The sequence below is a fragment of the Candidatus Dadabacteria bacterium genome, from assembly GCA_026706695.1.
Classification (GTDB): domain Bacteria; phylum Desulfobacterota_D; class UBA1144; order Nemesobacterales; family Nemesobacteraceae; genus Nemesobacter.
Genome location: JAPOYE010000094.1, coordinates 1 through 14,278, shown reverse-complemented (window position 1 = coordinate 14,278; position 14,278 = coordinate 1). Strand labels below are relative to the sequence as shown.

12 protein-coding genes and 2 pseudogenes are annotated in these 14,278 nt (G+C 49.8%); 8 read left to right on the top strand and 6 right to left on the bottom strand.

Annotation, left to right across the window (positions count from 1 at the left end; genetic code table 11):
• Nucleotides 1-125 precede the first annotated feature (125 nt).
• Both OXG10_07205 and OXG10_07200 read left to right on the top strand, forming a co-directional pair.
• Nucleotides 126-977: an exonuclease domain-containing protein gene (locus OXG10_07205; protein MCY3827144.1), complete on the top strand. Its 852-nt coding sequence runs from the start codon at nucleotides 126-128 to the stop codon at nucleotides 975-977.
• A gap of 91 nt (nucleotides 978-1,068) precedes the next feature.
• Nucleotides 1,069-2,181 carry a D-alanine--D-alanine ligase gene (locus OXG10_07200; protein ID MCY3827143.1) on the top strand — a complete coding sequence of 371 codons (1,113 nt, stop codon included), beginning with the start codon at nucleotides 1,069-1,071 and terminating at the stop codon, nucleotides 2,179-2,181.
• Between the two features lie 3 nt (nucleotides 2,182-2,184).
• Here the strand turns inward: OXG10_07200 and OXG10_07195 are convergent, their stop codons facing one another.
• The 4 genes from OXG10_07195 to OXG10_07180 are packed head-to-tail and all read right to left on the bottom strand — an operon-like array spanning nucleotide 2,185 to nucleotide 5,105.
• Nucleotides 2,185-3,096 carry a DMT family transporter gene (locus OXG10_07195; protein MCY3827142.1) on the bottom strand — a complete coding sequence of 304 codons (912 nt, stop codon included), beginning with the start codon at nucleotides 3,094-3,096 and terminating at the stop codon, nucleotides 2,185-2,187.
• Nucleotides 3,096-4,040: a bile acid:sodium symporter family protein gene (locus OXG10_07190; protein ID MCY3827141.1), complete on the bottom strand. Its 945-nt coding sequence runs from the start codon at nucleotides 4,038-4,040 to the stop codon at nucleotides 3,096-3,098. The genes OXG10_07195 and OXG10_07190 overlap by 1 nt, the downstream gene beginning before the upstream one ends.
• A gap of 49 nt (nucleotides 4,041-4,089) precedes the next feature.
• Nucleotides 4,090-4,488, bottom strand: a complete 399-nt coding sequence (locus OXG10_07185; protein MCY3827140.1) for a biopolymer transporter ExbD — start codon at nucleotides 4,486-4,488, stop codon at nucleotides 4,090-4,092.
• Nucleotides 4,485-5,105: a MotA/TolQ/ExbB proton channel family protein gene (locus OXG10_07180; GenBank protein MCY3827139.1), complete on the bottom strand. Its 621-nt coding sequence runs from the start codon at nucleotides 5,103-5,105 to the stop codon at nucleotides 4,485-4,487. Before OXG10_07180 ends, OXG10_07185 begins: the two co-directional genes overlap by 4 nt.
• Nucleotides 5,106-5,326: 221 nt before the next feature.
• Between OXG10_07180 and OXG10_07175 the strand changes: the two genes are divergently transcribed.
• From OXG10_07175 to OXG10_07155, 5 genes and pseudogenes are all read left to right on the top strand, one after another.
• Nucleotides 5,327-6,679 (top strand): leucine-rich repeat domain-containing protein, encoded by a 1,353-nt coding sequence (locus tag OXG10_07175; GenBank protein MCY3827138.1) that lies wholly within the window; start codon nucleotides 5,327-5,329, stop codon nucleotides 6,677-6,679.
• A 685-nt stretch (nucleotides 6,680-7,364) separates the two neighbouring features.
• Nucleotides 7,365-7,538, top strand: coding sequence for a hypothetical protein (locus tag OXG10_07170; GenBank protein ID MCY3827137.1), 174 nt, complete (start codon nucleotides 7,365-7,367; stop codon nucleotides 7,536-7,538).
• Between the two features lie 93 nt (nucleotides 7,539-7,631).
• Nucleotides 7,632-9,563, top strand: coding sequence for a hypothetical protein (locus OXG10_07165; protein MCY3827136.1), 1,932 nt, complete (start codon nucleotides 7,632-7,634; stop codon nucleotides 9,561-9,563).
• 394 nt (nucleotides 9,564-9,957) lie between these two features.
• On the top strand, nucleotides 9,958-10,542 hold the full coding sequence (locus OXG10_07160; protein ID MCY3827135.1) for a TetR family transcriptional regulator C-terminal domain-containing protein: 585 nt from the start codon (nucleotides 9,958-9,960) through the stop codon (nucleotides 10,540-10,542).
• A 670-nt stretch (nucleotides 10,543-11,212) separates the two neighbouring features.
• Nucleotides 11,213-11,500 (top strand): annotated as a pseudogene (locus OXG10_07155) (DUF4372 domain-containing protein).
• A 94-nt stretch (nucleotides 11,501-11,594) separates the two neighbouring features.
• On the opposite strand, the gene istB reads toward OXG10_07155, so the two are convergent.
• A complete protein-coding gene (gene istB, locus OXG10_07150; protein MCY3827134.1) occupies nucleotides 11,595-12,449 on the bottom strand; it encodes an IS21-like element helper ATPase IstB in 855 nt (284 codons plus the stop codon).
• Complete coding sequence (istA, locus tag OXG10_07145) at nucleotides 12,446-13,969, bottom strand: IS21 family transposase (protein MCY3827133.1); 1,524 nt, start codon at nucleotides 13,967-13,969, stop codon at nucleotides 12,446-12,448. Before istA ends, istB begins: the two co-directional genes overlap by 4 nt.
• A 189-nt stretch (nucleotides 13,970-14,158) precedes the next feature.
• Here istA and OXG10_07140 point away from each other — a divergent pair.
• Nucleotides 14,159-14,278, top strand: a pseudogene (locus OXG10_07140) (IS4 family transposase).

Genomic DNA, 14,278 nt, shown 5'->3' with positions numbered 1-14,278 from the left:
CGTCTGGAATTCTGTCGGAAAATCGACGGAGAAAGGGGTTTTCTGACAGACACTAACTACTCCAACACGTAGTTTTGATTCCAGACAATTGATGATATGGCATTATAAACACGGAAAAGGTAATTATGTATAAAGTTTTAGATATAGAAACAGCCAATGCAAGTCGTGATAGTATTTGTCAAATTGGCATTGTTTGTGTTGAAGGTGGAAAAATAGCGGGAGAATGGGAATCCCTAATTAACCCGGAAGATTGGTTCGATCCTTGGAATATTGACATACATGGGATTGATGACCTTATGGTTGAAAATTCTCCCACTTTTTTTGAAGTATATCCAACCCTAAAAAAACACTTATCAGATTCCATTGTAGTTAGCCACACTTCTTTTGACCGAGTTGCTTTGGAGCAAAGCTTTCTTCGCTATGGTCTTGAGCCATGCAAAACCTCTTATCTTGATAGTGCAAAAATGGTTCGGAGAGCGTATCCTGACCGTTATGGAAAGCGGGGATATGGACTTGAGAACGTTGCAAGCGACCTAGGTATTCAATTTAACCATCATGACGCACTGGAGGATGCTAAAGCCTGTGCAATTATTGTAAAGAATGTTTTAAAATCTACGAATACAAACATAAATGATTGGTTTTCGTTATCAAAAAAACCAATTTTCCCTAGACAAAAGAGGTCGATTAAGAGAAAGGGAAATGAAGACGGGGCATTATACGGTGAGGTCGTGGTGTTTACTGGTTCGGCAAGCATTCCGAGGCATCAACTTGCAGATATTGCAAGCACCGTCGGTTGCGATGTGGTTAATTCCGTTAGTCGCAATGTCACAATTCTTGTTGTGGGAATTCAAGATGAAAGAAAACTAGGGGGATACGAGAAGAGTTCTAAACACAGGAAAGCAGAAGAATTGATTAAAAGGGGTGTAGATATCCAAATCATGTCTGAACAAGATTTTTTGTGCTTGTGTAATCTATAAAGAATCATGTTTTTATTTATGTATGTAATTCCCTTATTTTTTCAGAGTTTTCCATGAAATCTTTTCCTTAAAGCATGCCGGGGGTTACAACTTGAGCAGAAAAACGATAGCGGTTCTTTTCGGCGGTGTTTCGGTTGAGCATGAAGTGTCGCTTGTTTCATCAAAATTTATCATCAGCAACCTCGATCCTTCAAAATTTTCTCTGCTGCCGCTCTTAATCTCGAAAGATGGCAGATGGCAGAGGGCCGTTCTTGAGAATTGGCAGGAAGGGCATCCTCCGGCCGTGGTTCCCGACTCCGAGATCGTCCCCATGCTCTACGGCTCTCCCCCCGGTCGTTTCGCTGAAATAGTCAACGGAGAGATAAAGGAGATTTTTTCCGTGGACGCCGTTTTCCCCGTTCTTCACGGAACCTTCGGCGAGGACGGATCGGTACAGGGTCTTATCGATCTTATGGGTGTTCCCTGCGTGGGAGTGGACCTGCTTGGATCTTCGCTCTGCATTGACAAAATAGTCTCAAAGGCAATCCTCAGGGATAACGGTATCCCGGTTGTCCCGTTTTTCGGTTTCTCGGGAACAGACTGGCAAAGCAACAAGGAAGCAGTTCTCCGCCGCATAGAAGACGAAATAGGATTTCCCTGCTTTGTTAAATCCTCAAACCTGGGTTCAAGCGTGGGAGTTTCAAGGGTGGATTCTCCTGAGGCAATTGCCGAAGCGGTGGAGGCCTCTTTTGATTTTTCTGAGAGGGTGATCGTTGAGAGGGCCGTGAAGAATCTAAGGGAAATTGAGGTAAGCGTAATAGGGAATCAGGATCCGCAGGCGTCGGTTCCGGGAGAACTGGTCGTGGAAGGAGGCTTTTACGATTACCAAAAGAAGTACCACGACGAGTCAACGCAATTCCGGATTCCATGCGACCTCGACCCCGAGACTCAGGAGAGGATCAGAACCCTCGCTCTTGCTTCCTATGCTGCTCTTTGCTGCACCGGTATGGCGAGGGTGGATTTTCTGGTTGACGCTGATACGGACCAGGTGTTTGTAAGCGAGATAAACACAATTCCCGGGTTTACTCCCATAAGCATGTATCCGAAACTCTGGGAGGCAAGCGGGCTTTGCGTTGGGGAGATGCTCGAGATGCTTGTTGAACTGGCCGAGCAGAGGCATCGGATGAGAAGGGAACTCAGAACGGATTTCTCCGGTTCCGGCTAGGATTCACTTGCCGAGAATGTCGTTTTTCTGTCCCCGGAAAAGCACGAGGAAGACGACCCCGACGATTATTGACGCTCCGCCGAGAAGTTTGGTAACCGACGGCAGGTCGTCGAAGAAAACATGCGCGAGGATCAGCACGAAGATCGATTCCATCGGCATGACGGCGGTTGTTCGTGAGATGTCGAGAAGCTTTATGGCGTGAAACTGGCTTCCTTTTGCTATATACGCTCCGCACGCACCTCCGCATGCCATCACGAGTGCCTGTTTCAGGCTTGGAGGCTCAAATGTCCCGGTGAGTATTAGGTAAATGAAAAGTACTATGGAGACTCCCAGGGTTCTTAGCGTCGCCACTGTGAGCATGTTCAGATTCTGCGCTATTTTCTTTACCATGAAAGACAGAAAGGAATATAAGAACGCGGCCCCGAGGGCCATGGCGGTTCCGAAAATTAGATAATCCTCTCTCTGGTAGGCGACCACCGCTCCGCCGGCCACCGTCATGGCTATTCCTACGCTCTCCCCCTTGTTGAGCCTTTCACCGAGAAAGATTATGCCGAGCAGAAGCGCGAAGAGCGTCTGTGCCTTCATCAGGAACGAGGTAAGGGCCGGCCCGATCGTCCAGAGCGCAACCATCCACAAGGCGGCCCCCGCCGAGGTTATAATGGAACTCCAGATGAAAATGGCGCGGTACTCCCGGATTCTTCTGAGTTCCTTTCTCTGCGAGTGAAGAAAGGGGAACAGGATTAAGGCGACCACAAAGGCCCCGAAGAACCAGAAAAAAGTGGTGGTCTCGGGGTGAAGGTCGCTTCGCTCAAGCGCCTTACCTATTGCGTAGGAAAGCGCCGTGAAAAAAGCGGTGGCTATCAGAAAGAGATAGCCCTTTATGGGAAGTTTTTCCTTTTTATCGGTTTTGTTCATTAATCTTTAATCTTTCTGGTTCTCCATAACCAGGCTATAGCTGCGCCCGAGATATTGTGCCAGATGCTGAAAAGCGCGGCGGGAAGGGCCGAGAGATAGCCGAAATGTATCTGGGAAAGAGCTGCCGCGAGCCCCGAGTTCTGCATTCCCACCTCAACGGATATCGCCCTGGCGCTGCTTTCTCCGAAACCCATTGCCTTCGCTATAAGATAACCGCATGTGAGACCGAGGGCGTTATGGATTATTACTATGAGGAAAACCACCGCGCCGATGGTTTTTATGGACTCCGCGTTCAGAGCCACTATTATTCCCACCACAAAAGCTATAACAAGAGACGATACTGAGGGCAGAAAGGGCAGGACGGCCTCTGATTTTCTCCCGAGCAGCTTCCTCAATACCACTCCGAGCAGGATCGGCAGCAGTACTATCTGAAGCGCGGAGATAAAAAGATCGGCGACCGGAACATCTATCCATCTTCCCGCGTAAACGTACATGAGCGCTGGCAGGAAAAACGGGCAAAGGAGCGTCGAGACCGAAGTCAGAGTTACGGAAAGCGCGAGATCGCCCCTTGCCAGATAGGTGATCACGTTTGACGCCGTTCCTCCGGGGCATGAACCTACGAGAACGACCCCCGCGGCGACAAGGGGAGGTGTATCGAAGGCAAGGACAAGGAGAAAACCCAAAAGAGGCATCACGGCGTATTGAGTGAAAACGCCTGTCAGGATCTCAAGCGGTCTTGAAAAAACTCTTCTGAAGTCATCCGTTCTGAGCGTTATGCCCATGGCGAACATTATCACCGCGAGCATGGGCACTATGAGGAATCCGAGATCCCGGAAAACGGAGGGGAAAAAGTATGCTACGGCTGAGAACAGAATTATCCAGAGGATGAAGAATCTTGTTATGAGGTCTGTAAGCGAGGCTAAGGCGCTTTTCGTTGAATTCAATTTTACTTGTTACCGTCAGGGTTGCCGGGGAAGCGATTACAGGGAAGTTTTATCGCTTCGGTTCAACTCCGATTGCTATTTTCGAGAACCCCTGGGTCTTTGCCAGATCCATGGTGCTTACCACCGGGCCGTGCATAGCTTGGGAGTCCGCCCTTATTATTACCAGGGTATCTTTGTTGGGTATCTTCTGAAACTCCCGCTTCAGGGAGTTGGCGGAGCGCATAAGCACGTCGTTGAAGTAAACTTTTCCGTCTTTGGAAATGTGTATGTTTACGTCTTTTATCTCAACGATTTCGCCGGTTGCTTTCGGGAGGTTGACTTTTATGCCGCTCGATATGGCGAAATTGAGCGTAAGAGCAAAGAAGATAAGGAGGTTAAAGACCACGTCAACTATAGGGGCGAGATCTATGCCGGATCTTCTGGAATCTTTTCTCTGTGTGAATCTCATAGGGATGCCTTCGCGGAGAAAGCTTCGAGTATTTTCTTGCCTTCATCTTCAAGCTCGGAGATTATCTCCCTGAATTTCCCATCGGTGTACTTGTAGGCTATGAGCGCCGGGATCGCTATCGTGAGTCCCAGGGCCGTAGTATAAAGGGCTTCCGAGATGCCTCCCGCGAGTGAAGGCGGATCCACTATATCCTTCTCCGATATGACGGCGAACACCTTTATCATGCCGGATATCGTTCCGAGAAGCCCGATAAGGGTGCTTATACTGCTTATGGTAAGCAGAGTCTCAATATATTTTTCAAGACCCTGCGCCTCGGTTTTTCCGACTGCCTCAATGGCTTCGTGCATTTCCGCCTTCGATTTGCCTGAGTTTTGCGCGGCCGCGAGAGCCATTTTGGCTACCGCGGAATCGTTTGATGCGGAAAGGGCTTTTGCTTCTTCAAGCCCCTTTGTCTCGACAGTCTTGTATAGGTTTGAAAGAAATTCCTCGGGGAGAAGCTTTTTCCTCTGAAGGAGATGAAGCTTCTGAAGAAAAATCGCAAGTCCAAATATGGAACATAAAATCAGGGGGAAAATATATATTCCACCCTTGGTAAACAGATCAACAATTGCATCCATTGGGGTTTATCCTTGAATAGAGAGGTTTTTGCTCCGAAGTCTGAGTTCTCAATACAATGATACCATTATAAAACAAATCTAGGTTTTATACAAAAACCGCTCAAATTTGAAACCTCTACAGGTACTGGTAAAACTGCTAAAAGTGTGCTACGCAGCACTTTGTTCTTTATTTCGGGATGATGAAGTTATGAGCGTGATTATGAAGAGAAATGAATTTTCAGATGATCCCAGCACCCCCCTCCCCATTTAGTCCGCGTGTGTTGCTTCGCGGCGCGGCCCGCGTCAGCGGAAGAATAAGAGATTCTTTTCCCGCCTCGGGTGTAGTCTTTGTTCTTATCTTTTTTGCGTTTGCGTTTTTTCTTCTCGCGGGAGATGCGCGGGCGCAGCAACCGCAGATAGACTGTGATTCATTTACATTTCCATCCTCGAATCCTACCGATGCGGATGTGCTTACGAAGCTCTATTGCGACACGAAAGGCAGCTCATGGACAAACACAGACAACTGGGGTGCCAGCGACCTGGACAGCTGGTATGGGGTTATTGTTGATACAGAAGACCCCACTAAGGTCACTAAGTTGGAACTCAACAGCAACAACCTGGATGGAAGCATACCGTCTGAGTTTGGAAGCCTGGGCAGCCTTACGTGGTTGAATCTTTCAGGGAACCGCGGTCTTACCGGAGAGCTTCCGGTAGGGCTTATGGAACTGTCTGGTCTTGAGACACTCAACGTAGAGTGCACAGGGGTGAGCGAGCCGAAGGACAACCCGGAGTTCAGTAAGTGGTTTAAGGGTATTAGGTTTATCAGTGGATGTACATTGCCGCCGCCACCGCCGCCGCCGCCACCACCGCCGCCACCACCACCGCCGGAATCCGACTGTGAGGGTCTGCAAGAAGACAGGGGGGAGGATGGATTGGCCATAAGGCCTGGCTGCGTGGATACAAGCTTGATCGTGATCAGTAGAGAGGATGGAAAGTATACTGCAATAGAGTTAAGCGTCCCCGAGGGTGAAGGGCCACCGGATGACGTGCCGTCAATCATTCTTCCTTCCTCCCTTGTTGGGAGTGTCGAGACTGTTACCATTGATCTAAGCGTTCCTTCGGAAGAAGAACTGCCCGAAGGACTCAGTCTTGAAGGGTTTGTGGCGGAAGTCGGTCTTGATGAATACACGCTTGGGGAGGGTGAGACTGTGACGGTGTGTCTGCCCGTTTCGGAGGACGGCGGGGAGTCAGCGTCTTATATTTACCGTTACCAGAAAGAGGGTTCGGGGTCTTTTTCGATGTCAAACATAGAGACGGTTGACGATGCGGGTGGCGAGGAGTCAATGCCCGGGCTTTACCGTTACGACCGCGAGAGGGGAGCTGGGGATCTGTTTCAGGATCAAGAATGGATGCGGTTAACGGTGTGGAATGCGTGTGCGGGGACACATCGTCTCTGCCGTCTTTTTTCGGGGTTTTCGTTAAGATTCCCGAACCTCCGGTTATGGAGGAGGAAGAAAGCGGTGGGGGATGTTCGGTTGTTTCTGATGGAGCGGGTGGAAGCGGGTCGCGAAGCGCCGCGTTTAACCTGCTTCTGATCATATCCTGTCTTGTTGTTGCGGTTTCCCGGAGAAGACGGCAGGCTTGTGTTTGAGGTTATGTTGATGCTGTAAGAACTGTCTCGAACGGAGACCAAGTAGCCGGGTTCTGTTCAGCAGAGGCATTCCATGTTGTTGCGAGAATCAAGACTTACGGATTTTGCGACCCTGAGTGTCAAACATGATAGTTTTTTGTCCTTATTCTGAAACCGACACAATACCGCTGGTCAGTCTGTGTTCTTTTCTGGATGCTCACGGGTAGACAAAAGCCTTGCCGTTCCACCTTTATGGTTCACTTTCTATCGATAAGGCGGGGGTACAAAAGGGCAATTGTGGCTTCTGCCCACAAGTTGCTGCGAATCGTTTACGCTGTACTCAGGGACATGAAGCCTTATTACTACGAGGGTACTGGATTACGAGGCTTTGATAGTTGCACGCAACGCGCCTCGGTGGATTCGCATGCTGAAAAAGCACGGTTTGGCGTTTGACCCCGAAACCGGGGAAGTGATAACTGCCGTGGCAATCTGGTTATAGGTCAGTTCTAATTTAGAATTAACCGGTCCAATTAACTTTTTGGAAGTCGAAAAAAGTCTTGTCTTCTTACCTATGCCGGCTTATTGTGATTACTAACACTTCCGGTCCCTTATTACTAAACACGGAGGTCTTGTCATGGAATTTTTTTTTATTGATTGACAGAATGGTTCATTACATCATAGCGAGGGTAGACAAGGATACTTACAAGAAGGGTCCCTGCGTTGCCCTCCAGGGAATAAGGATAGATTCAAACGCGTTCGATGATGAAGCCGGACCGGACATGGTGCGCAAAATAGAGAGGTTTTTCACTCAGGAAAAGGAATAGACAAAAGGGGTCAGTTGGATTCCTACTGTTGTTACACCTCCTCGTGAATGCCTCCTGCCGGCCCTTTTTAGAGGTGTCTTTATGAGAGTGATTGTGAAGAGAAATGAATTTTCAGATGATTCCGGCATCCCTCCATTTAGTCCGCGCGCGTTGCTTCGCGGCGCGGCCCGCGTCAGCGGAAGAATAAGACATTCTTTTTCCGTCTCGGGCAAAGTTCTTGTTTTGGTCTTTTTTGTGTTTGCGTTTTCACTGCTCTCGGGAGACGCGCAGGCGCGGTGTAGTACAGACGCACAGTGTAGTACAGACGCACAGGCGCAGATAGACTGTAGTACATTTAGATTTCCATCCTCGAATGCTACCGATGCGGATGTGCTTAAGAGGTTTTATTGCAACGCGGGAGGTCCGAACTGGACCAAAAAATGCAATTGGGGTACCAGCAATCTAGACAGCTGGCATGGAGTTATTGCTCAAGGTTCTGCAGTCATTGCTCTGTGTCTCAACCGCAACAAGCTTAGCGGAACCATCCCGTCTGAGCTTGGGAGCCTGGCCCAGCTTGAGGATTTGCATCTCAGCCACAACCAGCTTAGCGGAACCATCCCGTCTGAGCTTGGGAGCCTGACCAGCCTTAGCTCGTTGCATCTCGAGAACAACCAGCTTAGTGGAACTATCCCGCCTGAGCTTGGAAGCCTGGCCCAGCTTTGGTATTTGCATCTCGAGAACAACCAGCTTAGCGGAACCATCCCGCCTGAGCTTGGGAACCTGACCCAGCTTTGGTATTTGCATCTCGAGAACAACCAGCTTAGCGGAACCATCCCGCCTGAGCTTGGGAACCTGACCCAGCTTTGGTATTTGCATCTCGAGAACAACCAGCTTAGCGGAACCATCCCGCCTGAGCTTGGGAGCCTGACCAACTACCTTTCGCATTTGTTGCTCGGCAGCAACAATCTTGTCGGAACCATCCCGCCTGAGCTTGGGAGCCTGACCAGACTTACGTGGTTGTGGCTCGAGAACAACAAGCTTAGCGGAACCATCCCGCCTGAGCTTGGGAGCCTGACCCAGCTTAAGGCGTTGGATCTCCGCAACAACCAGCTTAGCGGAACCATCCCGCCTGAGCTTGGGAGCCTGACCAGACTTACGAGGTTGTGGCTCGACAACAACCAGCTTAGCGGAACCACCTCGACGCCGTCACTACCGCCACCACCGCCACTACCGCCGCCACCGCCACCACCACCGCCACCGGAATCCGACTGTGAGGGTCTGCAAGAAGACAGGGGGGAGGAAGGATTGGCCATAAGTCCTGGCTGCGTGGATACAAGCTTGGTCGTGATCAGTAGAGAGGATGGAAAGTATACTGCAATAGAGTTAAGCGTCCCCGAGGGTGAAGGGCCACCGGATGACGTGCCGTCAATCATTCTTCCTTCCTCCCTTGTTGGGAGTGTCGAGACTGTTACCATTGATCTAAGCGTTCCTTCGGAAGAAGAACTGCCCGAAGGACTCAGTCTTGAAGGGTTTGTGGCGGAAGTCGGTCTTGATGAATACATGCTTGGGGAGGGTGAGACCGTGACGGTGTGTCTGCCCGCCCCGGAGGACGGCGGGGAGTCAGCGTCTTATCTTTACCGTTACCAGGAAGAGGGTTCGGGGTCTTTTTCGATGTCAAACATAGAGACGGTTGACGATGTGGATGGCGAGGAGTCAATGCCCGGGCTTTACCGTTACGAGAGCGGGAGATGGGGACCTGTTTCAGGGTCGAGAATGGATACGGTTAACGGTGTGGAATGCGTGTGCGGGGACACATCATCTCTGCCGTCCCTTTTCGGGGTTTTCGTTAAGATTCCCGAACCTCCGGTTATGGAGGAGGAAGAAAGCGGTGGGGGGGGGTGTTCGGTTGCTTCTGATGGAGCGGGTGGAAGCGGGCCGTTTAGCGCCGCGTTTAACCTGCTTCTGATCATATCCTGTCTGCTGCTTGTTACGGTTTCCCGGAGAAGGCGACAGGATGCGTGTTCAGGGAAAAACGCCGGACAATAACGGAATATCCGCTGTGCAGGTTGAAGCTCCTCCGTAAAAGGACCGGGACGCATGGGAGGTTTCGAGGTCAGGGGGATTTTGTATCGCATGTCTTTTCGTAATAACTCGCCCCCCGCTTCTTTGTCCATCTCGTGTCGGTATCCTTCTGAGCGCGCTTTTCTTCCACTCTCTGGGAATCTCTCCCTGCTTGAAGTCTAACTGGAATATGAGGGTATTTTTAGAAGTGCCCATAAATTAGAACTGAATAATCCTATTAACTTTTTTAGTTCTCAGAAAAAGTATTGCGTTGCAAGAGATACTTGTTTAGGATAAGGGGCTGTGCTTAAGGGGTCGGCAGAATTGTTGCTTCTATCTGTAACCTTTTCTTGTCTCATACCACCCTTTTTTTAAGATTATGAACAATAAAGATAAACTGATACAGATTGCCAGCCGGCTGTTTCACCTCCACGGCTACGAGGGAACGTCAATCGACATGATAATGAAAGAGTCCGGGGTCTGCAGAAGTAATTTCTACTACTACTTCTCCAGCAAAGAGGCGCTGGCGCTGGCAACAATCAGAAAAACAAGTTTGACGTTCAGGGACAAGATGCTGACAAAAACTCTCCTCAACCGTCGCCTGAATCCCCTTGAACGTCTCGACAGCTTCTACGAAAAAGCAATTTCTCTTCAAACCTCTCTGTTCTCCGAAGATTTATACGCAGGTTGCTTTTTCGGGAACTTGGCCTTGGAACAAAGCTCAAACAAGAACTTCCGCTCAGCTTTGAACCATTTCTTCACGGAATGGCATAAGGCGTTTCAACTCTGCCTTGAAGAGGGAGTGGGGCGGGGCTTCTTTAAAGAAGATGTCGACCCTGAAAATGTAGCAAAATTGCTCATCTCTCAGATAGAAGGAGCAATACTGCTTTCAAAGGTAACAAATTCAATAGATCCACTGTTGTCCGCCTCCACGGAGATGAGGAAACTGATTATTAATGCATAGGAGGTCTTGTTATGGCGGATTCAGAAAAGGACCTAATCGATGAAGGTCTGAGGAATATCTCTGACCCCCTCCTCAAAGTGTCATGTCAATTTCTGCAGTTGGGAATTCAGGATCAAGGGATCTTCGCGCAAGCTTCCCAATCCCCGCATCCTTAAGCACACCGTGAACATAAGCCGAACTCACAGAAATGTCAGGAATTCCCACTAGTTTTGTATTTTACTGATATTTTTAGATTTTTTGAAGCTTCTGATGTTGCATTTTCGTAAGCTTTCACCCTGTTTTCAAGGGCAAAATGTACGAAGGTAAAACCTGTATCCCCTTTATTCTAAAGGGTTTTTCAACATGGTCGAAAAATCTCAACATTATTGGCAGTTAGTGGGAATTGCTGCAGAAATGTCTTCCTTCTTCAAAACATCAATGATGACAAAACTGCTTGACTTGCTGCGAAAAAGCACGGAAATATGGAATGAAACTCATCTTGGATGTAACTTCACTCCCTATAGTTGAGAATTCAGGATAATTCACTACTGTCCCAACGTTTTGAGTTGAGTGTATTGTAACCACTTGATTACAGCGACAAAACAGCCATTAATAGATGCGTCTGACTTGAAGTCCAAAATCTGTTTTCCCATGATACCTGTATCTATCAGCATAACAGGAGGCAGATATCGTGTACACGGGGAAACTGGTTTTCTCTCAGCTCATGGATCATCTTCCGTGGGACACCTTCCACAGATACGTAAAACGTTACAACGGCAATCATAAAGTCAAATCATTCTTCTGCGCGGAGCAGTATCGCTGCATGGCCTTTGCCCAGCTTACCTGCAGAGAAAGCCTTCGTGATGTAGAATCATGCCTCCGGGCCCAACAAGCACGACTCTACCATATAGGAATCAAAGGTTCCGTATCACGTAACACCCTTGCCAATGCAAACAAAGTTCGCAACTGGCAAATCTATATAGCGCGACAATCAAGATTGAACTGTTGCGACAATCAGGATTGAACTCTGTGTGTCGCTGATTGTGAGACGATACCGGCATATCTGACAGATATCAATTCTCAGTTTTCGAGGTCGGACCCTTCGAGTTGTTCTCGGTAGCGTATTTCGCGGGCCTCCCTCGTTTTTTCTTCACTTCCTCCTTTTTTTTCTCCATAGCATGACGCAACCTGTAGCTCTCTACGTTCATTTCAAGGATTACGCAGTGATGCACAAGCCTGTCCACAGCCGCCACAGCCGTATTTTCGTCAGGAAACACGTTTTTCCATTCCTCAAAGGGCTGGTTCGCAGTAATAAGCAGCGATCTGCTTTCATAACGGTTCGATATGAGTTCAAACAGCACCCTGGTTTCGTCTCGATCCTTGCGTACGTACGCAAGATCATCGAGAATCAGCAGGTCATAACGGTTGAGGCGCTCAAGCACATTCTCCAGACGAAGCTCTCTGTGGGCCATCTGGAGTCTCTGCACAAGGTCCGTGGTACGGGTGAACATAACCCTTTTGCCCCCTTCCACAAGCGCAAGCCCTATGGCTGAAGCAAGATGGCTCTTCCCCGCCCCCGGAGGTCCGAAGATTATCACGTTGTGACCTCCTTTGAGCCACGAATCATTTGAAGCAAGCGCTCTTACCCTTGAGGGGGATATTGTGGGGACCACGGAGAAGTCGAAGCTGTCAAGGCTCTTGCCCGCTATCAGATGAGCCTCGGCGAGGTGGCGCTGTATTCTCCTGCGCCCTCGCTCCGCAAGTTCGAGTTCGGCAAGGGCCCAGAGCAGTCTCCCCGCCGGCCACCCCTCCTTGTCAGCCCTCTCTGCGAACTGTTCCCAGGTGTTCTTTATGGCAGGCATCCTGAGTTCGGAGAACATCAGGGTAAGTCCCACAGAATCGATTCTTGTGTTTTGTTTGTCGTTCATTTCTTTCCTCCTTTTTCTTCAATAACTCCAAACAGCGGCGTATAGCTTGAAAGATCCCCCGCCTGGACGTCTACTTCCCTCATCGGCCCCGCTTTCATAACAAAACGCTCCTCGAGTGTGTCCATGTCGGGCAGTTTTCCGGAATTCAGACTGTCTCTCATGGCCATGGCCAGCTGCTCTTCGCAGCTTTGCTCATGGGCCAGCGCGAGAAGCTTCACGATCATCCTGCAAGCCCCTAGACGCCCCACAACACAAAGCGCAAGCTCAAAGCACCGCTTGTACTCCTCCCTTGGAAACAGCTCGTCTCGGTACACCAGATTCATAAACGCTCCGGGCTTTTTCTTGAGACTGTGAATCACGTGATGGTAGCTGACGCAGTGAATGGTCTTATCGCCGTCTCTGCGCTTCCTCGGCAACGTCAGCTGATGACGGCCCCCGAAGTACAGCTCAATGCCTGAATCATGGAGACGAACGTCGAGACGGTGCCCTATAAGGCGCGAGGGAACGGTGTAGAACACTCCTTTTAGCAGAAAGCCGCCTGATGAGGTCACCACCACACTGTGACGCTCATACCAGGGCGCGGAATTCGAGGGAAGGGGTCTGAGAGTCCGTCTCTCGGCCTCTATGCGCTCCACTCTGCGGGCATTTATGTTCGAGACAACCTCTGCGATGAAGTCTCTATACTCCTCTATATCCACAAAGTCCGAGGACCCCCGAAGCAAGACAGCGTCAGCTATCTCCTTTTTAAGATGACCGTGGGCTCCCTCTATTGCTCCGTTCTCATGCGCTTCGCCCCTGTTGTTTCTCGTAGCTTCCATGCCGTAATGGGCGCAAAGCTCCTCATATCTTCTGGTCATGTCCTTTGCCTGATCCTTTGTAAGGTTGCGAAACGCCGCCGAGAGTGAGTCGGTACGGTTCTCCGCGGGAGCTCCGCCCAGAGTCTGAAGAGCACCCTGGAGCCCCTGGGAGAACGCAGTGAAGCTCTCTCCTCCCTCCACCACGATTGCGTAGACAAAGCCTGACCACGGAAGCCGGAAGTGATAGAGCCGGTGGTCAAACGGCCTTCTCTTGATTGTGACCCCGGCATCTCTCATCCTGGTAAAATCCGAGATGCCCAGGTGTCCCGCTTCCTTGTTCTGGCGGAAGATGACATCTTTATCGGGGCCGAACTCCGCTCTCCAGTCCCTTATGCGCCTCTCAAGGGTGCGGCGAATCCCCGGCGAAAGCTCTGGATTGTTGCGCAGAAGCTCGTAGAACACCGCGGAGGGCCTTATTCCGGGGGAATTGCGAAGAATAGGAAGCACCTGGGAGTCCCAGATAGATTCAAGAGGGTCCGGACGACGCCTCCCTCTGGGCTTTTTCTCCTTTTTAGCTTGGGTCTTAAGCTCTTTTTTGATCTGAAAGCCTGATGTGCGGCCGAAGCCCAACTTGGCAGCAGCAGTTTCTACCGTGAGTTCTTCTTCGGTGATGAGTTTCATGAACTTCCTCCTTTGTTCATCCGTTATGTGTTGACCTGGCATTGAGACCTCCTGTTCAAAGAAAATGAACAGAAGGCTTTACCAAATCAGCGACGAACACTGAAGGAAATTCTTCCCCCGGGATGGTGTCTGAAACTCCAGTCGGGCTACGCCCTCCTTCCGTTTCAGACACCATCCCCAGAGTTCAATCTTGATTGTCGCGGTAGTTCAAAGTTGATTGACGCGGTAGACTACGCGGATTTCGCACAGCACCTTATCCGTAAAGCCCGCTTGCTCTATCGTGACGATGACAACGCACTGGATATTCCTGATACTGTCTACGCACTGGACTCTTCTACCATAGACCTCTGT

Coding starts and splice junctions, on each gene's coding strand:
- OXG10_07205 (MCY3827144.1), top strand. CDS start 126: ATGTATAAAGTTTTAGATATAGAAACAGCCAATGCAAGTCGTGATAGT.
- OXG10_07195 (MCY3827142.1), bottom strand. CDS start 3,096: ATGAACAAAACCGATAAAAAGGAAAAACTTCCCATAAAGGGCTATCTC.
- OXG10_07185 (MCY3827140.1), bottom strand. CDS start 4,488: ATGAGATTCACACAGAGAAAAGATTCCAGAAGATCCGGCATAGATCTC.
- OXG10_07180 (MCY3827139.1), bottom strand. CDS start 5,105: ATGGATGCAATTGTTGATCTGTTTACCAAGGGTGGAATATATATTTTC.
- OXG10_07175 (MCY3827138.1), top strand. CDS start 5,327: ATGATCCCAGCACCCCCCTCCCCATTTAGTCCGCGTGTGTTGCTTCGC.
- OXG10_07160 (MCY3827135.1), top strand. CDS start 9,958: ATGAACAATAAAGATAAACTGATACAGATTGCCAGCCGGCTGTTTCAC.
- istB (MCY3827134.1), bottom strand. CDS start 12,449: ATGAACGACAAACAAAACACAAGAATCGATTCTGTGGGACTTACCCTG.
- istA (MCY3827133.1), bottom strand. CDS start 13,969: ATGCCAGGTCAACACATAACGGATGAACAAAGGAGGAAGTTCATGAAA.